We start from the raw sequence: 18,264 nt of genomic DNA, 5'->3' as shown, positions 1-18,264 counted from the left end.
CGACGGTTGCAACCGCTTCCACCGTTTTCGATTCTCCAAAAATGCCTTCAGTTGCTCGATCAGGTTGGCTGTCGACCACGACCTGCGCGCCTGCCGACCGAACAAAGCGTTGTCTATCAACTCCGACCTGATTGCTTCCGCCTACTTGTGAGTGCCGCCCGCGTCGAGATACGTCGCAAAGTGCACGCATGCCTTACCACGTGAAACAATACCGGTGTCATTTCCTTCACTCTCCGACGCGTGCGTCGCGTTCCTGGTTCGCGTCCGTTTTGTCGAGGGATTGTACGGTTAGCGCGCGCTGCATAGGTTGTGAAAAAGCCGAACCGGCGCGCGACGGGCCGCATACCGCGCTACTGCGGGCAACCTGTCGTCGACGATACGCGAATACCGTTCCAGCGATGTGAGTGGGACGTCTGGCTTGGCAGTGAACCTAGGTGACGCACTACGACGGCCAGCATCCGTGATGTAAAGTCCCAAACTACCGACGCGCTCCGCACGAGCATTCGACGTCACAAGTAGTTGCAGACGTAGTCAAGCGTTTCGATCACGTGGATGTCGAAGCGACTGTTACCGGGCACTGCGAACGACTGACCGGCGCTGTAGGTGTGCCATTCGCCGTCGCCTTCTATGCGGATGCGACATTTGCCGGCCTGCACGTCCATAACTTCGGGTGCCTCGGTGCCGAAATTTAGCGTTCCGGGAAAGATGACGCCGAGCGTCTTCCGAGTCCCGTCGGCAAACAGCACAGTATGCGAAACACACTTGCCGTCAAAGTAAACGTTGGCGCGTTTGATAACGGAAACCTGATTGAATTGAGTGTCGAGTGTCATGACGACCTTCCTGTGAGCATTGGTGATGAGATGAGATTGGGCGGGTCTGGCGCATTAAGGATCACCCGCGTATCAAGAGCGCTACATCGACCGGTCCATATCCGGTCATCATTCTGACGGTGAGGAGTCGGTGTTATTGTTCAATTTGGAGAAGTTCGGCAGTTGTCAAGATTCAACGCAGTTGTCCGCACGCTCCTTGTTTGCATTTCAACGCTTATTCCACATGCAGTCGTTGCTCTGCAATCCGGATCGCCGCAACTCGCGGCTCCATTCAGGATGGTCTCGCCGCGACGTGCCAAGATTTACTTTCCCTCGCTCAATTCAATTGCTCGATGGCGCGCCGCTTGTGCGGCCTTGACGATCGCATCTTTCACTCCGTGCGATTCCAGCGCGCTAATCGCCGCGGCTGTAGTGCCTCCCTTCGAAGTTACACGCTGACGCAGGATTTCGGGCGACTCTTCCGAGACCGCGAGCAACTTCATGGCGCCACAAAAGGTCTGGGTCGCAAGGCTCATAGCGTCAGATTGGGAGAAACCAAACTGCCTAGCGGCTTCAATCATAGCCTCTACGAAATAGAAAACGTACGCGGGGCCGCTGCCCGAGATCGCTGTCACGGCGTCGATATCGGATTCGGCTGTGCACCAGAGTATCTCCCCAACGGAGCAGAACAATTCGTCCATGACAGCTCGCCATGCGATCTCAACCTGTGGCGTCGCGAACAGTCCAGTCATGCCAGCCCTCGCAAGAGCGGGGGTATTGGGCATTGCCCGGACGATTCTGGAGTAGCCCCCCAACCAACCGGAGGTACTGCTCGTGCTGACACCAGCCGCAACGCTCACTATCAATTGATTTTTGAGCAGCGGTTCAAGCTTGAGGCAAACATCCGGCACCACATTCGGCTTCACAGCCAAAACGATGATGTCGTTCTCGCCGATCTGCTCGTCGATGACGTTGCATACTGAGCACTTGAATTCCGCGCGCAAGGATTCAAGCAATGGCTCTTCCTGGTCAACCACGTGAATTTGCCACTGGTCACTCGATGCGAGACCCGCAATGAGCGCGCGGGCCATATTTCCGCCACCGACAAACGCAATGCTTCTTGCCATACAGCTCTCTCTCCCATAGTTTGACTGATGCCTCCCTCGTCCGCGAGGGACCCGTCCAAATAGCTTCTCCAACTTACAGGAGCACAAACCCCTGACCGCTCCGACACGATTGGTTTTTGGCGCCTATGCGAGTGTCATCAAGGCCTCATAGCCTCCTGCTGCCGTGGTCACCGAACGCTCTCTGAGCAGGCGCTCAAGCGTGCAGTCCTCGTCGCCGTTGGTGAGCGTGCGCCGTCGGTGGCACGCACGGCACCGTTCCGCGCACCGAGAGCGCGTAGGTGTTGCGTTCGCCCGTCAGCCCCGGCAGGACGGCCGGGGCGTCCGCGAGCGCGTAGTCGAGACAGCCGCCGCAGCACGCCGCGAACGCGGGCTCGCGTTTTGCGCTAAGCCATGCAGCCGGCTTTCCTGAACGAGTGGTCGTGGACGCTACCTTCAGTGAACTAACGCCGCCCGAAGGCGGTTCAATCGGCCAGCCTACTGGAACTCTGTAATGACTGTCACGCCAGCGGCTTGGAATTCATCCATACGCATCAAAGCTTCGATGGACTCCTTGAGACTGATCCGCTTTCCAATCAACTTCTCGGGTGCAAGCTTGCCCGAGTGAATCATGTCGAGCATCACGTCGTAGCGGTACGCCTGCATGCCGTGGCTTCCGATGATCTCGAGCTCGTTGGCCAGCACCTTGCCCATCGGGACTGCTGGCGTGCTGTGCTCGGCAAGCATCAAACCCACCTGAACGTGTTTTCCGCGCTTCCTCAGGCTGTTGATCGAGTTTGCGCAGGTCGCAGAATGGCCGAGTGCGTCAAGTGATACGTGGGCCCCACCGCGCGTCAGTTCCCGAACCTGCTCAACAACATTCCCGCCATTTGCAGCGTTGACCGTGGCCACGGCCCCCAGCTCGCGAGCGAGTTTCAGCTTGTCCTCTGCGATGTCTACTGCGATTACATTGGCACCAATAGCGTTCGCGATCATGATTGCCGAGAGACCGACGCCCCCGCAGCCATGAACTGCCACCCATTGCCCGGCGGACGTTTTTCCTTGATCGACGACGGCACGGAAGGACGTAACAAAGCGGCATCCTAGGCTGGCCGCTGTGTCAAAGCCAAGGGAGTCCGGCAGTGCCACCAGGTTGAGGTCTGCACGGTGGATAGAAACGTATTCGGCAAACGATCCCCAGTGCGTAAAGCCCGGCTGAAACTGGTGGTCGCAGACCTGCTGATTGCCGGAGTGGCACTCTGGACAGTGCCCACACCCTGCCACGAACGGAACGGTCACGCGGTCACCTGCTTTCCAGCGCTTCACGTTTTTGCCGACGGCCGCGACGACGCCGGCCAGTTCGTGTCCCGGAACGTGGGGCAGCACAATATCAGGATCGTGCCCAACCCAAGCGTGCCAGTCACTCCGGCAAACGCCGGTCGCCATGATTTTCACCACGACACCGTGGTCTTCCGGAACAGGATCGGGGACGTTTTGCAGCCGGGGGGCAGTGGAAAAGGACTCGTAAACTACCGCTTTCATACTCGCTGTCTCCAAAGGAATGCTGCAGATATTTTGAAGACTTCCGTGGAAAAAGCTTTTCAGATTTTGTCGGAGGCGGGTCAGATTATGAAAGAATCATTCACGGCATCCCGTCGGCTGAAAGTTTCTTGCAGCCTCGTTGGGCGCCAGCCTGGAATTGTGACGGTTCAGCTCAACGTCGAGGCCGCCGCGCAGCCGCGTCGCCGGCCTACTCACAATCCGATCAGATTCGCGATAGGCAGCTGGTGCGTTTCCTTCAATTCCCGCAAAGACAAATTCGACCGGATGCTTGAAACGCCCGGCAACTTTCGCAACACTCGCTCAACGAAGCGGCTGTAATCATCAAGGTCCCTAGCAACAACCTGTAGAAGGAAATCAGCCTCGCCAGTCGTGTTGTGGCAGGCAAGCACCTGTGGGCAGGCAAGAATTGCTCTTTCAAAGGCCGCAGTTACCTCATCGCCATGTTGCGTGCATACAATCTGCACGAATGCTACGACCCCACATCCGACCTTCCGACGGTTGACGATCGCTTCATACCCTTGAATTACCCCCTGCTCTTCTAACCGTCTCAGACGCCGCCAACATGAAGCGTCGCTTAGATGCAATTCCTCCGCTAATTTTGTATTCGACAGACGCCCGTCCATCTGCAATCTTTGAACAATCTCAGCGTCAACTCTGTCAAGAGGGTCCACGATGAAAGCTCCTTTCAAAATTTTAGTCAATTACGAAGGAGTCTATCAAAGGCCGCTCCGCGCTGCGCGCTCGCGGTGGCCCGACCAAGGTGGGTCGTGGACTACCTCGTTGGCACTCCTGGGGTCGTGCTCTCCCTTAATCCCTTCCATGAGTGGAGAACGCTTGCGCACACCCCATCGGGACCTACACCGACATCCAGCCCACGCCCGAATTGAGGAAAGTCATGCTCAGAAGAGTGCTTAACGCCTTCCATCGCGCGGCGGCGGCAGCGAGGCCTTCGCGCGACGTCCAGCACTCTCGTGTAACCGTCGAAAAATGACCGAGTTGCCACCACCCATGACGAAAAATCGTCGCAAGGCAAATCGGATTGCTGTAACCGGCGTTCGACGTATTCACGGTCAGGCCGCGTTCGGTTCGCGGGCAATCGCGTTCAAAGCCTCGACGTCGCGCGCGATCATCTCCGGCACCTGTGCGCGAAGCAACTCCACCCAAGTCCGCACCTTCGCATCGGTGAATTTGCGCGATGGATGCAACGCATACACGTTCATCTTCTGCAGGACGTGGTCGGGCAATACTCGCACGAGCGTACCGTCGCGCAGCGCATCGAGCGCCGAGTACACCGGTAGTATGCCGACCCCGATACCGTCTCGAATCGCGAGCGCAAGCGATTCGGCCGTATTGGTCTGTACTGGTCCCGATACGTGCATCCGATCGATACCACCGGGCCCTTCAAGCACTCATTCGTGCGTCGGGAATGCGGGCGTCTGTAACGACAGGCACGCATGCGCACCGAGATCACGTGGATAGACAGGCACGCTGTGTCGCTTCACGTAGTCCGGCGACGCGCATAGGATGCTGAAGGTCGAGCCGAGCATGTGCGATCCGAGGTCCGAATCGGGTAGTGACCACGCGGCCACCACGGCCCGACGACGTGAACCCTTGGCGGGATGGATGAAGATGCGAATTGCGCTGGCCTTGGGCAGGCAGTCAGAAGAATATCTTTAAAATCGCGAGAAACGCGAGCAAACCTACCACTCCATACCAGAGTTGCTTCCGCGTATCGAACGCATAGTGCATAAACAGATTCATCAAGATCGGGCTGATTACGCCGCCTACAATGTTGCATACTTTTCGCTCCTTCGTCTGAGTCGTTCGAATTTTCGCTGCCGCGAACCGGGGGCTGCGGATCGACACGGAACACAACGACGATTTCGTCCTTGTGGATTTCGACGCGCTTGACCAGGCCCAGAACGATCTTGCGTTTCGTTTCAAGATCAATCGCATCAAGCTTTTCAGTGACAGCGGCTGCAAATTCCTCGAGCCGGTTGATGACCAGAAACAGTTCGCTTTGCATCGCTCCGTGGCGCCGTGATTCCTGGATCTGCTGTTCAATCTGTTCGAGCCGGCTCTTCAATTGCTGCATCCGTGGCTCGAAGTCGGTCTTGTCGATGATACCGTCGGCGTAGCTGTCGATCAGCCGCGATTTGCCCTTTTCGAGCTGAAGCCGCTGCTTTTCCAGGCTGGCGGTGTCGAAGCCGCACTTTTCGTTACGCTCCATCACGTCAAGTCGGCGTTCATACTCTTCTTTCAGTCGATCTGGATTTCTAAGCAATTCGACGATCTGATTCCATACCAGCTCGTCGAGCTTGTCCGTTCGTACCTGCGGGTTGTCGCAGATACGTTCGCCCCCGAATCGGAAAGCGTCGGTTCCAACGCAGCGGTAATAGGCGTAATCCCGCTGATGTCCTTTGGCTGCAGCCTTGCTCACTTTCTTCGCGTAATAGGCGTAACGGCACTGTCCACAAACAGTGAGCCCCTGCAGCAGGCGCAGCGTCGCATTATCCCGGCGCTGGCGCGCCAGCTTGCGGTTCTCGGCAAGCTGCTCCTGAACGATTTCGAATAGTGCTTCGCTGATGATCGCCGGCACAGGAATTTCGATCCACTCCTGCCGGTCCGCACGTTTCGCTGAATAGGGTTTCCTGGGCACGTCGGCGCTGTGACGCTGGGCACGCACGCGCACCGGGTGATCGCACACCTGCGTTTTGCCGAACGCGGCCCGCCCCATGTACGCCGGATTACGCAAGATGCCCCATACCACGCTGCGGTCCCAGTACGGCTTGCCCGATGCCGTCACCGTACCGGCCTCGCCAAGCCGACGTATCACTTCTCCGAGGCTCAGGCGCTCCAGCCCGACCCACTCGAAGATCGCTTTCACCGTGGCGGCTTGCGGCAGTTCGATGACGTACCGGGCTGGCGTCCCGTCGAGCTGTCTTCGGATGTAGCGGTAGCCATAAGGCGCCCCTGATAGCACATTGACCGTACCGCGTTTCGCACCGTGAAGCTTGCCGCGGCGGTGACGCTCTGCGATTTTTGCCCGCTCGTACTCCGCTATCATGCCCTGCATCTGCAGCAGCAGTGATTCTTCCGGTGTTGTGCCAATTGCATGATTGAGAAACACCACCTGTACGCCGCACGAGGAGAGCTCTTCCATCAGCAGCGCCTGGTGCGCATATTTACGCGCCAGGCGGTCCGGCGAGAGGATGTACAGCCGATCGATCGTCCCGAGCGCGGCGACGTCGCGCAGGCGCTCCAGTTGCGGCCTGACCAGCGTTGCGCCGCTCACCCCGGCATCAACAAAGCACATGTCCTCCACAATCTGCGCACCGTCGGCCTGAATACGCTCTTTCAATGCAGCGATCTGGCTGTCTATCGTGCCGCGTTTGCTTTGCTGCTCGGATGACACGCGCGCGTAAAACGCGACCATGGCAACGTTGCTCATCGTTTGCCTCGCTTCATAGCCATCACCGTCGCAGGCCTTGCGTTCGATGAACGCTTCGTGCTTCGGGCATCGATCGGACTGAGCTGCTCGTAGGCCTTCTCCAGTTGTTCGCTGGAATAGCGGTTCGGCTCAAAAGCGAGACGTACTCGCCAGTGTTTGCTTCGTCTCCGTGTCATCGATTGGGCTCCCGGTTAGCGGGAGCAACGGCCTCAAGCACGAGAACCGCATCAATGGCAGGACGTTCTCTGGACCATGGCGCCAGACACTCCCTCGACATGCGAAGGCCCCATATTACCCGCGAGTTTGCTATGTTGTTGCCGGAGCTACCACACCGCCCTGGGGTGTACCCCGCATCCGGGGCAGACTCGCCGTGCTGCGCGCTTGGTACGCCGGCGTGCCCGTACGGCAGGCCGTGGCGCGTTACCTGCCCGCCGCACTCGGTAACGGGCAATCGGCCCGCGGCGTCCTCGGGCGCATCCGCAGCAAGCTGCTGGATGTCGCGCGCACGGCCCATCGCGACGATCTCGTAGCACTCCTCAGCCATTCGGCGTCGGAACGCGAGCAGCATGCGAAAGCCGTCGCACAGGCCATCGAGACGCTGCGCATGGCGCGGCCACCGGAGCCGCAGACCGCCGACGACATCACGCAGTGGTTCACCCCGCGTTCCGTGCGAGTACTGCACGCGCATGGCATCCGGACGCTCGCTGATCTGACCGTGCGCATTCCGCGCCGCCGTCAGTGGTGGAAGGCCGTGCCGGGACTGGGCGCCGCAAGCGCCCGCTCAATCGAGGCGTTTTTCGCCGCGTGGCCCGGCCTCACCGAAAAAGCGCGTGCCTTGATCGTCGCCAGCCAGCGCTGGCGACGTCGTACCGTGGGAAACTCTCAAACTGCCGCACGAGGTCGACGGCTCCGACGGCACGTTCCGGGCGCCGCGCGCGACCTGCACGCTCGATGCCGCCAACGACTACGAAGCGGTGCAGACCTGGCTGTCGCTGCACGAGTCGCCGGCCACGCAGCGAACGTACCGCAAGGAAGCCGAGCGGCTGATCCTGTGGGCCATCGTCGAGCGCGGCCGCGCGCTGTCGTCGCTCACCACCGAGGATGCCATCGCGTATCGGGGTTTCCTGCGGCACCCTTCGCCTCGCGCTCGCTGGATCGGCCCGGTACGGCCCCGCACGTCGCCCGAATGGCGGCCCTTCAACGGCAGCCTGTCCGCGCGCTCGGTCGCGCACGCACTGTCGATTCTCGGCGCGCTGTTCCGCTGGCTCGTCGAACAGCGCTACGTGCTGGCCAATCCGTTTGCGGGCATCAAGGTGCGCGGCGGACATACCGCAACGGCACTCGATGCCTCGCGCGCCTTTACCGACGGCGAATGGACGCTGATGCGCACGATCGCCGACGGGCTTGAATGGTCTTACGGCTGGGCGGTTCCGGCCGCGCAGCGGCTTCGCTTCCTGCTCGATTTCGGCGTTGCAACGGGCCTGCGCGCGGGTGAACTGGTCGGCGCGACGCTTGGTCACGTCGAGACGGACGCACGCGGCGAGCACTGGCTGCGCGTCACCGGCAAAGGCGGCAAGATGGCGCGGGTGGCGCTGCCGCCGCTCGCGTGGGAAGCCCTGGCCCGCTATCTGGCCGAACGACGCCTGCCGGTTTCGGCAGTACGCTGGCGTCCGGACACCCCGATCATCGGCAGCCTCGAAGCGGACAGTGACGCGGCGATCAGCAGCGTGCGACTGTGGGGCGTCCCCGAGCGCTTTCTGCTGCTTGCCGCCAATGCGATCCAGACTGACCACCCGCCCCTCGCGGAGAAGCTGCGCCGCGCGAGCCCGCACTGGATGCGGCACTATCTTCCCTGCCGGACTATGTCGGGCGATATCGATGAGAGTTCATATTGGCCCAAGGATTGCGCGCCTCAGAACAGAAGCATCGCCCCGATCACCCAACATAGTTTCGTGACCCTACAGGCTATTCAGAAAGCCGAGCAGTTGGTCTGTCGGGCGGAAGCGCCCCGCCTTGCCGCGTAGCGGCGACATCTTCGCAAGGGCCTGCTCCTTCATTGCAAGCGTCGCCTCGAGATAGATCTGCGTTGTTTCTACCGATTCGTGCCCGAGCCACAACGCAATCACTGAGCGAGGAACGCCCGATTGAAGAAGGTCCATAGCCACCGTATGCCTCAAGCAGTGGACAGTGATCCGCTTCTTGTTCAAGGAGGGACACACTCTTGAGGCCGCTTCTCGATGTTTGTTTAGCAGATACTGCACGCCGTGAACACTGAGACGTCCTCCCCTGGCGTTCGGAAACAGCACATCACCATCACCGCGCTGCGGCTCATGCAACCAGGATTTCAATACGGCTCGCGTAGACCTCGTGACCGGCGTGCAGCGTTCCTTACGGCCCTTGCCGATTACGCGCACATGAGCGCCGGCACCCAGAACAAGGTCCTCGCGTTTGAGTCCGGTCATCTCGGATAAACGCAGGCCGGTCTGCGCAGCCACCAGCAGGAAGGCATGATCGCGTCGGCCGGACCAGGTACGTTGATCTGGCGCGGCAAGGAGTGCGTCGACCTCCGGACGGGTCAGGAAGTTGACGAGCGTGCGGGTGAAGCGCTTGCTGGGAATGGCAAGCACGCGCTGAATCTGTGCGGAATGCTCCGGGGCTTCGAGTGCTGCGTACCGGAAGAACGAGTGAATTGCCGTGAGGCGGAGATTGCGGCTGCGAACGCTTACGTCATGGTGCTTCTCCAGGTCGTCCAGAAACGCCGCGACCAACGGGGCGTCAATCTCCTTGAAGTCCATACCTGACGGCGGCTTATGCAGGCGTTGCTCGGCGAACTTCAGAAACTGGCGGAAGGTGTCTCGATACGAGATGATGGTGTGAGGACTGGCCTGCCGCTGCTGCATCAGGCGCTGTATAAAGAACCGTTCCAGAAGGGAAGCAAAGCTGGCAGACGTGTTCATGAGCGGTTCTCCCAATGCCGCTCGAGTCGGCGCATCGACTCGCGCATGAGTTCCGGCGAAGCGTTGAGGTACCACTGCGTATCGGCCACATGGACATGACCGAGGTAGGCCGACAGGATGGGCAGACGACGCTCGGGGTCCTGTCGGACCGGTACCAATGTAAAAGCGTTCTCGTCGCAAAGACGTGCCTCATGTCATGCAGCCGTGGCCCGTGACTGTCGAATTCGCCGCGCAGCCCAATCTGGCGGGAGAGTCGATAAAAGGCGCGATGAATCTCGCTGTTGTCCAGCCGGTTTCCCCTGTTGGAAACGAACACGTAGGATGACACGGTTCGCCCGGTCCAAAGACATTCCCGGCGTGCAATGTAGGCGGCCAATACCTTGCAGGTCGAAGCATGTAAAGGCACGAGTCTCGACTTGCCGAACTTGGTGCCGCGAATCGTCAATATTCCTGTCGTCAGATCGACGTCTTCAAGCTCAAGGTTTCTGACTTCACCCAGACGCATACCCGTTACGCTGAGGAGCCCGAACAGGCAATGATACGTCCATGGCTGCAGTTCATCCCGTTCGAACCTGCATGGCATATGAAGTGCTGCGTCCAGCAGCGCTCGGATCTCGCTGTCCGAATATAGATATGGTCGTGCCCGCGTCGGCCGAAACGGAAGTAGGCCCTGTGCTGGGATCTGGGTGCGTGGATCGGTTGCACTGCGATAGCGCGCGAACAAACGGACAAAGCCCAGCCTCTGTGCCCAGCTTGCGGGTCGCTGGTGTGATGGTTGTTGAGCCCATTCGAGAGCGAGCGATTGCGTGATGTACGAGGCGCGGCGTCGTCCCATGAACGCGACAAAGTCGCGCAATCCCTTCTCTGCCTCATTCAGCTTGAATCCCAGGGCTCGTCTCACGGTAACGTACTCCTCGACCGCTTGCCGAAGCGTGTTCATCGCACACCTCCCGGCCATGGCACGGCCAGCGTACGCAGCGCTTTGATATCGACCTTCGTGTAGATCCTCGTGGTCTGTGGGTGCCTGTGTCCAAGGAGTTCGCCGATCTCGCCGAGCGACGCACCGTGGTACAGCATCTCGGTGGCCAATCCGTGGCGAAATTGGTGTGCTCCCATAGTCGGCGCATCAATGCCAGCGCGCTGGAGCGAATGACGCACAACGGAGCCGACCGCACAAGCGCTCCGAAAACCAGTGAACGGAGCCCTTGAGCGCAAGAATACCCGCCGACAGGGGCCGGGCGGTCGATCACGACTCAGATATGCAGCGATCGCTCTACCGACGTCAGGGGGCAAGGGCAACTCGTTGCGCAGCCCGCTGTTGTTGCGAACAGTCAGGCATCCCTTGGTCCAGTCGATGTCGCTGAGTTCGAGGAACGCTACTTCTCCCGACCGCAATCCAAGTCTGGCAAGCAGGAGCAAAATGGCATAGTCGCGACGACCAACCGCGCTTCGTCGATCGATGCTTGCAAGCAATCGTCGGGTTTGAACCGGTGCAATCGCGCGGGGAATCGCAGGCATCGACCAGTTGGCTACAACAGGAACAGCTGCGGCGAGATCGAGCGCCACGTCGCCCCGATAGCTCGCATAGCGCAAAAAGGATCTCAGCCCAGCGGTCATGAGCTTCGCTCGCTTCGGGTGCAAACGTGGTGCCTGACGTCGTACGAATCTCACGATATCGATCGCGCGCAAACGGGAAAGCGAGACCGGTTGGTTGCCGAAGCAGTCCTCCAGGAAACTGCGGACAAAGGGCACGTAGTTGCGAATGGTCGCTTCGGTCAGGGCGCGCGCTTCGCGCAAGTACGCTACGTAGTCCTCTATACTTCGCTCAATAGGCGACAGTTGGGAAGCCGGCACCTTCTCAGCGGGAATCAACTGCCTGCTGCGTAGAAATTCCATGAGATGTCCGAGCGCGGCGCGATCTCCGCGGCACAGTCGAACGATTCGTGCGCGATGTCGCAAATACCGTGTTGCATGGTCAGTGCAGATGTGGTGTATTCCGATACCTTTGTGTGCAAGCCATCTGCTGAAGTCGGCTGCAATGCGCACTTGTCGATGCAGGGAATACGCACAGTATCCCTGATCACTCAGCGCTCTTGCAAACAAGACGAGAGGCGCCGCAAGTGGCCCTTCAGGTGGTCGTGAAAGGACCGCCCGATCATGGATCACGTACTTCACGTTGAGCTCCTTCCCCGATGTTGGGGTGCAGCGGAAAGGAGCCTCAGACTATCTCTATATGGCTTCGCACATTTGCCCCGAAAGGGGCAGCATCGCAGTCTTACAAGACATAGTCCGGCAGGGAAGATAGTGCCGCCTATCTCGTTGAAGAGATAGGCGGCACACGCACGCCACGTATGCGCTCGGACACGGTGCAGAACTGACGACCGTGCGCGACAACCTGCGGCACGCCTCGGTGTCGACCACGTCGATCTATCTGCACAGCGACGAGGTCAAGCGGGCGCGGCAGATGAGCGACGCCTTTGCGAAACACAAATGACCTTGTCAGCCTACCTGCGGATCCGCCGCCATCCTTAGGCGCAGGAAACGACGACCCTGCCCCTGAAACCGCACGATGTATGCAAAAATATCTGTCGCGCGTATCGATGCGATGCCCCCTTTAGCTATGGAAACCATTGATCTCGAACCTCGCGTACTCGCGAATCGCCGCGGCGTCGCGTTTGCGCTCGCAAACGGAACGGTGGAATGCGTGATCACGCTCACGGCGCTACAGGCTTACTTCTGGCTGGAACCGCAGGCCAGTGAGACTCAGACCCTGAAGAGGTTCCGGGATGGATACGGGCGCATCCGCGCGATCGCCGAGCGCAAGCTGCGCGCTCATCCCGCTGCGCGTCTGGAACTGACGCCGGATGATTTCGCGCGCCCCTGACCGCCAGACGCGAAACGGTGTATTGCACGCGACGAAGATCTGCAGAACGAAGCTGCATTCCGGCCAGAACGTCCCTGTGTCCTGGTGACATCATGTCAACCCTCTGAGCCGCGAGGATGACGTCCGCGTTGAGATGCCCGATTATCTCGTGGTCGGGGAACCTGTTTCGCTGGTACGAACGGGTGACTGGCTCAAGATCGCGCACCTTGTTGAACTGGCCCGCCTCTGGGTGAACGCCAATAGGGGACTATGCGACTGGCAGGAGCATGCGGCAATCGCAAGAGCATGGCAACCGCCCTCACACCCGATGAGCTGGCAGCGTTCAGTCTCACGACAGAAAAATGCTGGCGCCACGGTTCACGGATGGATGGCGCCTCGATTACCGGCAGCCAGTCGTCTGCGAGACTCACACCTGCGCATCCTGAATGCGCCGGCCCTGGATTCGGACCAGTTGGCTAACCCTGTCGCCTGCCTCCCGCGTTTTGCGAAGGTACGATGGGTGAACACCGGATAGCGCGGAGCCAAACATGAGCGACGGAAAGCCACAAGTCACGGCACATACACCCGGCACGCCCGGCCAGTTCAGCGTGCTTGCCACCCACGCCAGAGATGCAACGGGTGCGGCGTGTACGGCCATGGTCGTAATCGATGCTGCGGGCAATGGTGGCTACAGCGTCGCGGGATCACTCGAAGCACAGCTGCTCATTCCGGCTCTGCTTGAGCAGGTAGCGCGTGAACTGCGAACACAGTTAGCCGGTTCGGTCCAGTGACCGGCTCTGAAGGTCGCACGGAGCTCCCGGTTCAGACGTCGCCGCGTGCCGCACGCATGAACACCTGGGTCAGGCAGCGTTGACGGCGTCCTTGAACGCCTTGCCCGCCGTGAATTTGACGGTCTTCGCTGCGGGGATGGTGATGGTTTCACCCGTCGACGGATTACGGCCACTACGCTCGGCACGTGCGCCCGTCGAAAACGATCCGAAGCCGACGAGTTGCACTGTCTCACCACGCGTCACGGCGGCCGTCACGGCCTCGATGATGGCATCAATGGCTTCACCGGTGCTGGCCTTGCTTTCGCCCGTGCCGGCCGCGACCGCATCAATGAGTTCCTGCCTGTTCATGTGTGAGCTCCCTTTAGAAAAATGCCCGCGCGTCGCGGAACAGGACGCTCACCCTATCGCATGTGTGCGGTGCCACGCAACCCGCAAGGCTTTCGGAAGGGCATCGCCACTGTATGTGCTTTATCAGGCGGACCAATTCGCTGACCGCCCGTCCCTGTCGGTGCGGTTCTGGCGAAGCTGGGGAAGCAGGTGCCAGCGGCTGACGGTTAGTTGCGTGATATGCATGTGACGTGTCGAATGCGAACGGCTGCCGCGATATGCTTCGCAGCTGAACGGCTTGACGAAGATCGAGACGTACTAAAGGGAAACGACACAATGCGACTGCGACGTATCACTGCACGACGCTCATCGGTGCATGGCAAGGGACTCTTTGACCTTGCCCCTGTTTCACGAATCCCATAGCCGAGGGATTTATGCGGCCGCACCTTGCTGAGCGGCGAACCAGTTCTTCTCGAACGTCATGGGGCTGACGTAATTGAGCGTCGAGTGTAGCCGATGCGCGTTATAAAAGTTGAGCCAATCGACCACTTCGTCCATTGCCGCACGTTTGGTCGGGAAGTGTCGACCGTGCAGGCGTGCAACTTTCAGCGAACCCCACAGACTTTCGGTCGGCGCGTTATCCCAGCAATCACCACGTCGACTCATCGATGAGCGCATGCCGTATGCTTTCAGCGTGTCCTGGAACAGACCGCTGCAATACTGACTGCCACGGTCGCTATGAACGATTACGTCGGCTTCAGGGTGGCGGCGGAACCACGCCATACGCAGCGCATCGGTAACCAGCTCGGCCTTCATGTGTGGCTGCATCGACCAGCCCACGACCTGCCGGCTGAACAGGTCGATGATGACGGCCAGATACAGCCAGCCTTCAGCCGTCGCAACATACGTGATGTCACTCGTCCAGACCTGATTCGGCGCCGTCGCCGTGAAGTTGCGCTCCAGCAGGTTCGGCGCGACAGGCAAGCCATGATTCGAGTTTGTCGTCGCAATGTACTTGCGTTTGTGCCGGGCACGAATGCCGTGCTGTGCCATCAGCTTGCGCACGCGCTCCTTGCCTACGCGCACGCCGCGCGCAAGCAGCTCTTTCCACATGCGTGGCCAGCCATATTCGCCCTTGACCTGTGAGTGAATTGCCTTGATATGCGCCAGCAGGGCGTCGTCGCTCACACGGCTTCTGCCCGGCTTATCCTGCGCAGTACGTTGCCGGCGTTGATGATAGCCACTGGGGCTGACGTCGAGCACCTCGCACAACACCGAAATCGGCCAATGACGGCGATTACGTTCGATGAAGGCGTACTTCACGTCGACTCCTTCGCGAAGTACGCGCACGCCTTTTTTAGTATGTCCCGCTCCATCTTCAGGCGGGCCACTTCGGCACGCAGTCTCGATAATTCCATCTGCTCTGGACTTACCGGCTTTGTACCGGCTCCGCCGAGCTTGCCTTCGTGCTCAGCCTTGACCCAGTTGGAAATCGATTGGGTCGGCACGTCCAGCGTCGCAGCCACCGCCGCAATGCTCTGGCCGGCTTTGACCAGCCGTACCGCTTCCAGCTTGAATTCGAGCGTGTATCGCGCCCACTTTGTCTTGCTCATCTTCTTGTTTCTCCTTGCATGAGTTTAAACGCTCAGCAAGGGATTCGTTTTTCGGGGGCAAGCTCACTTTGCGCTACAGCCCATCGCCGCAGGCGAGCGGCTCATTCAGTACAAGGGTGAAGTAACCAGGTGGCGACCCGCCGCTGCCCGTCAGCGGTCCGACGTGGGACATACTTTCGTCTTTGGTCTGTCGGACGGCCGCGTGATCGATGGCAGTCGCGGCGGCAATAGCGCCCGCTTCCTGAATCATGCGTGCGCACCCAACTGCGAGGCAATCGAGACGGGCGATCGCATATACGTTCATGCACTCACCGACATCAAGCCCGGCGATGAGCTGTTCATCGACTATGGCCTTGAGATCGAAGGTGAGATCAGCGAGGACATTCGGGCGCAGTACGTATGTCACTGTGGCGCCTCCACGTGCCGGCAGTCCATGATCGGCCACCGCGCAGAGTCATCCTGACTACGGCGTGCTACCGTGCGAACACCGTCGACGGACGATCCGCTTTACCGTAAGCGACTTTGCATGGCACTGCGAATCTTCAGAGTGGCGCACGCCGTCCGGTAAGCGGCTGGTGACTCGTTGCCGCCGGTCTCCATCCTCCTACCCGTGGCGCTTTACGGGGTACAACGGTCGTTCGCCCGACAACCCGTCGACGAGTTATCGGCCATTGCCGACATTGAGACAGGTTCTGTTAAGGTCAGCAGTCGGGTGGACTGCTGACATTGGCGGCCTCGCGCGGGAGGACCGCAACAACCTGCATCCGCGAACTCACACTCACGACCCGTTTCGGTCTTTCCTGTGTCAGGAGCCAAGGCCTGCTGCGCAGCGGTTGCTGCCGGTCTGCTCTTGCAGGGGAACTCACCCTGGGTCATCCCAAACGGTTTGCGGCCTTGGCCACAGTGACCTACGTGAAGGTCAGTTGGCCGAGGTACTGCCGTCAACTGTCTACGACATCAGCGCCAAGCACTGGAGACACTGAATGCCGATGCGAGGTGGGACACTGTTAGCCGGCATTTGAAACTTATGGATACGCGCCGCGGCCTTTGGACCTGATTAAGCCCTCGAGGTTCGGCATGACATTGGCGTCAAGGTGGTGCTGCATCCGCCGGCTCAGATGGTGGTCACTGGGAAGATCAATGCCCACCTGACGCGCCCAGTCCCGCAGCACGCCCAGCAATACCATGGAGACGCTTTGGCCGTCATCCATGTACTGGAGCAGGAAAGCCTTTAGCCTTCCCCGGCCTTCATCGGAATGAAGATCCAAACCGCCGGGCACGTCATGTAGCCTATGCGCGATGACATTGCGGTATTGGAGGAAGCGATCCAACTGGTCGTCGAAGGCGGGATGAAGATCTACCCGCTGCCGCAGCGCATTGAGCAGTTTCCCCAAGGTGGCTTTCGAATGCCGCTCAAGCAAGGCTTGAAACTGTTCCACGGTCTGTAGTGGCTCGCCGTGCAATGCGAACGTCAGGCAGGTGCTCATCAGGCGTTCGACGCCCTGTCCCGCGATTACCGCCAAGCCCAACGTCTTCAGCAAATCGTCCTGTACAGGCTTATAGCCTGATTGCACTTCGTCTTTCAAAACCTCTCCTCAATTAGAGCAACGCGCACCAAATAGCTGCGTCGCTGCGCCGGAGATTCCCGCCGCGAGTCGACGAAAGCCCTGTCGCCGGCGCACTGGTCCGACGACTCGGGGGCAGTTTTCAGGTCAGGCGGAGTGCAGCCGAAGGCCAAGGCTGCCTAAGCCAGACTACGCGTGTCACTGTACATATGGGCATACAAATCAGGCAGTGCATATAGCCGGCATTTTCGCAGTCAGCGGCCAAACCACTTCCGCATCGGACGCTGGCTGTTTGAAATCACCTAGGCTGAAGCGCAGCGTATCAGGGCGACAAACGGAGTAGACGCTCTCGCGCTTATCGATCCCCCACATTGCAGCCCGAGCCTTGAATTTCTGACCTTCGGCGTGCCGCTCCCAACTCAACGTCGGCATGATGCCCGACGGGCTATCGCGATCAAACGTTAGCAAAGTGTCAGACCGACGATTTCTGCTGTCGAGGTAGTGATAGTGGTAGCCCCAGTGACCATGTGTTTCTCGGGTGAGTTGGTCTCTCGTTCCCGGTACAGTGACCAAATACTCCACGACGACGTCTGGAAGGCCTGGTGCAATAGGCTCCGTCCTGCGAAGTTCAATATCTCCACGCAGAATAGGACGCTCTTCTATTAGAAACTCGACCGCCCCAAGGATCCAAATTTTCCCACCGACGTGGTCTTGTCTCGCACCGCCACTGTCGGGCCGACCTCGTCGCCAAGGCTGGCCACAGCGCCTAGCGATGCCTGCCGCAGATTCCTCGATTGAGGCTATCAGCTCCCTCGCAGCCCTCTCGTACTCAGCACCAACGACCACGCGCTCGAACTCTGGATGCAGTCGCAACCGCCGCTCGAATATCGACCGCATGTTTTGGTCGGCCCGGGGCACACGAAATCCATCGACTGCGTTTCGGAGTGCACGGTCAAGTGCATACAGTCTGTCGATGGTTGTCGTTACCTCAACGTCGCCCTGCCGACCGACTACGTCATTCATATCCACCTCCTCAGCAATACAGAAGCCGCCGACCAACGTCTGCTCTTGGCCGAGCCCTACGTAACGAGGGATATTAGCCTTTTTGGCCTTCGCGAACATCCGACAAACCTACGTAAGCGCCCGGCAATGTCGCCTTGAACCAGCGTGTTAGGGAAGCGACGATCGTGTCCACCTATTTTTTAAATGGACACGTGTACGC

Annotated in this window: 14 protein-coding genes and 3 pseudogenes; 5 read left to right on the top strand and 12 right to left on the bottom strand. The window is 59.6% G+C overall.

Features of this window, described 5'->3' with window-relative positions; genetic code table 11:
• Positions 1 to 509: 509 nt before the first annotated feature.
• From ppnP to BN2476_RS38760, 6 genes and pseudogenes are all read right to left on the bottom strand, one after another.
• Positions 510 to 830, bottom strand: coding sequence for a pyrimidine/purine nucleoside phosphorylase (ppnP, locus tag BN2476_RS38790; protein ID WP_087739476.1), 321 nt, complete (start codon positions 828 to 830; stop codon positions 510 to 512).
• Positions 831 to 1,132: 302 nt separating this feature from the next.
• Complete coding sequence (gene proC / locus BN2476_RS38785) at positions 1,133 to 1,936, bottom strand: pyrroline-5-carboxylate reductase (protein ID WP_087739475.1); 804 nt, start codon at positions 1,934 to 1,936, stop codon at positions 1,133 to 1,135.
• Between the two features lie 474 nt (positions 1,937 to 2,410).
• The gene (locus tag BN2476_RS38780) at positions 2,411 to 3,454 is read right to left on the bottom strand and encodes a zinc-dependent alcohol dehydrogenase family protein (protein WP_087739474.1); all 1,044 of its coding nucleotides are present in this window, start codon (positions 3,452 to 3,454) and stop codon (positions 2,411 to 2,413) included.
• Between the two features lie 212 nt (positions 3,455 to 3,666).
• Positions 3,667 to 4,146 carry an Lrp/AsnC family transcriptional regulator gene (locus BN2476_RS38775; protein WP_087739561.1) on the bottom strand — a complete coding sequence of 160 codons (480 nt, stop codon included), beginning with the start codon at positions 4,144 to 4,146 and terminating at the stop codon, positions 3,667 to 3,669.
• Between the two features lie 399 nt (positions 4,147 to 4,545).
• Positions 4,546 to 5,085, bottom strand: a pseudogene (locus BN2476_RS38765) (substrate binding domain-containing protein); the annotation flags it as partial.
• Positions 4,974 to 6,926 (bottom strand): recombinase family protein, encoded by a 1,953-nt coding sequence (locus tag BN2476_RS38760; protein ID WP_235851151.1) that lies wholly within the window; start codon positions 6,924 to 6,926, stop codon positions 4,974 to 4,976. The pseudogene BN2476_RS38765 and the gene BN2476_RS38760, both read right to left, overlap by 112 nt.
• Positions 6,927 to 7,278: 352 nt before the next feature.
• Here BN2476_RS38760 and BN2476_RS38755 point away from each other — a divergent pair.
• Positions 7,279 to 8,770, top strand: a pseudogene (locus BN2476_RS38755) (site-specific integrase); the annotation flags it as partial.
• A 114-nt stretch (positions 8,771 to 8,884) separates the two neighbouring features.
• Here BN2476_RS38755 and BN2476_RS38750 read toward each other — a convergent pair.
• The 3 genes from BN2476_RS38750 to BN2476_RS38740 all read right to left on the bottom strand — a co-directional run bounded on the left by BN2476_RS38750 (position 8,885) and on the right by BN2476_RS38740 (position 11,779).
• Positions 8,885 to 9,829: a site-specific integrase gene (locus BN2476_RS38750; RefSeq protein ID WP_265335351.1), complete on the bottom strand. Its 945-nt coding sequence runs from the start codon at positions 9,827 to 9,829 to the stop codon at positions 8,885 to 8,887.
• On the bottom strand, positions 9,735 to 10,466 hold the full coding sequence (locus BN2476_RS48800; RefSeq protein WP_227747361.1) for a tyrosine-type recombinase/integrase: 732 nt from the start codon (positions 10,464 to 10,466) through the stop codon (positions 9,735 to 9,737). The genes BN2476_RS38750 and BN2476_RS48800 overlap by 95 nt, the downstream gene beginning before the upstream one ends.
• A gap of 353 nt (positions 10,467 to 10,819) precedes the next feature.
• A complete protein-coding gene (locus tag BN2476_RS38740; protein ID WP_218274585.1) occupies positions 10,820 to 11,779 on the bottom strand; it encodes a tyrosine-type recombinase/integrase in 960 nt (319 codons plus the stop codon).
• Between the two features lie 436 nt (positions 11,780 to 12,215).
• On the opposite strand from BN2476_RS38740, the pseudogene BN2476_RS50010 reads away from it, so the two are divergent.
• From BN2476_RS50010 to BN2476_RS45990, 3 genes and pseudogenes are all read left to right on the top strand, one after another.
• Positions 12,216 to 12,377: pseudogene (locus tag BN2476_RS50010) on the top strand (site-specific integrase); the annotation flags it as partial.
• Positions 12,378 to 12,503: 126 nt separating this feature from the next.
• Positions 12,504 to 12,767 (top strand): DUF1488 family protein, encoded by a 264-nt coding sequence (locus tag BN2476_RS38730; RefSeq protein ID WP_087739470.1) that lies wholly within the window; start codon positions 12,504 to 12,506, stop codon positions 12,765 to 12,767.
• A 527-nt stretch (positions 12,768 to 13,294) separates the two neighbouring features.
• Positions 13,295 to 13,537 carry a hypothetical protein gene (locus tag BN2476_RS45990; RefSeq protein ID WP_143811146.1) on the top strand — a complete coding sequence of 81 codons (243 nt, stop codon included), beginning with the start codon at positions 13,295 to 13,297 and terminating at the stop codon, positions 13,535 to 13,537.
• Positions 13,538 to 13,606: 69 nt separating this feature from the next.
• Here the strand turns inward: BN2476_RS45990 and BN2476_RS38725 are convergent, their stop codons facing one another.
• Both BN2476_RS38725 and BN2476_RS38720 read right to left on the bottom strand, forming a co-directional pair.
• Positions 13,607 to 13,885: an HU family DNA-binding protein gene (locus BN2476_RS38725; RefSeq protein WP_087739469.1), complete on the bottom strand. Its 279-nt coding sequence runs from the start codon at positions 13,883 to 13,885 to the stop codon at positions 13,607 to 13,609.
• A 411-nt stretch (positions 13,886 to 14,296) separates the two neighbouring features.
• Positions 14,297 to 15,477, bottom strand: a protein-coding gene (locus BN2476_RS38720) for an IS3 family transposase (protein ID WP_087739468.1) whose coding sequence is annotated in 2 segments (ribosomal slippage) — positions 14,297 to 15,213 and positions 15,213 to 15,477 — 1,182 coding nt in all. Because the reading frame shifts where the segments join, the coding sequence is not laid out codon by codon here.
• Between the two features lie 82 nt (positions 15,478 to 15,559).
• Here BN2476_RS38720 and BN2476_RS38715 point away from each other — a divergent pair.
• A complete protein-coding gene (locus tag BN2476_RS38715) occupies positions 15,560 to 15,940 on the top strand; it encodes an SET domain-containing protein (protein WP_087739467.1) in 381 nt (126 codons plus the stop codon).
• Positions 15,941 to 16,502: 562 nt separating this feature from the next.
• Here the strand turns inward: BN2476_RS38715 and BN2476_RS38710 are convergent.
• Positions 16,503 to 17,063: a hypothetical protein gene (locus tag BN2476_RS38710; RefSeq protein ID WP_087739466.1), complete on the bottom strand. Its 561-nt coding sequence runs from the start codon at positions 17,061 to 17,063 to the stop codon at positions 16,503 to 16,505.
• Positions 17,064 to 18,264: the final 1,201 nt, after the last annotated feature.

This window comes from Paraburkholderia piptadeniae, from assembly GCF_900007165.1.
GTDB lineage: Bacteria > Pseudomonadota > Gammaproteobacteria > Burkholderiales > Burkholderiaceae > Paraburkholderia > Paraburkholderia piptadeniae.
Note: the sequence above shows the minus strand (reverse complement) of the source record. Positions and strands in the feature narration are given on the sequence as shown.

What these genes read in the sequence shown, in the direction of transcription:
- ppnP (WP_087739476.1), bottom strand. Translation starts at nt 830, where the DNA reads ATGACACTCGACACTCAATTCAATCAGGTTTCCGTTATCAAACGCGCC.
- proC (WP_087739475.1), bottom strand. Translation starts at nt 1,936, where the DNA reads ATGGCAAGAAGCATTGCGTTTGTCGGTGGCGGAAATATGGCCCGCGCG.
- BN2476_RS38780 (WP_087739474.1), bottom strand. Translation starts at nt 3,454, where the DNA reads ATGAAAGCGGTAGTTTACGAGTCCTTTTCCACTGCCCCCCGGCTGCAA.
- BN2476_RS38760 (WP_235851151.1), bottom strand. Translation starts at nt 6,926, where the DNA reads ATGAGCAACGTTGCCATGGTCGCGTTTTACGCGCGCGTGTCATCCGAG.
- BN2476_RS48800 (WP_227747361.1), bottom strand. Translation starts at nt 10,466, where the DNA reads ATGCCATGCAGGTTCGAACGGGATGAACTGCAGCCATGGACGTATCAT.
- BN2476_RS38740 (WP_218274585.1), bottom strand. Translation starts at nt 11,779, where the DNA reads ATGGAATTTCTACGCAGCAGGCAGTTGATTCCCGCTGAGAAGGTGCCG.
- BN2476_RS38730 (WP_087739470.1), top strand. Translation starts at nt 12,504, where the DNA reads ATGGAAACCATTGATCTCGAACCTCGCGTACTCGCGAATCGCCGCGGC.
- BN2476_RS45990 (WP_143811146.1), top strand. Translation starts at nt 13,295, where the DNA reads ATGAGCGACGGAAAGCCACAAGTCACGGCACATACACCCGGCACGCCC.
- BN2476_RS38725 (WP_087739469.1), bottom strand. Translation starts at nt 13,885, where the DNA reads ATGAACAGGCAGGAACTCATTGATGCGGTCGCGGCCGGCACGGGCGAA.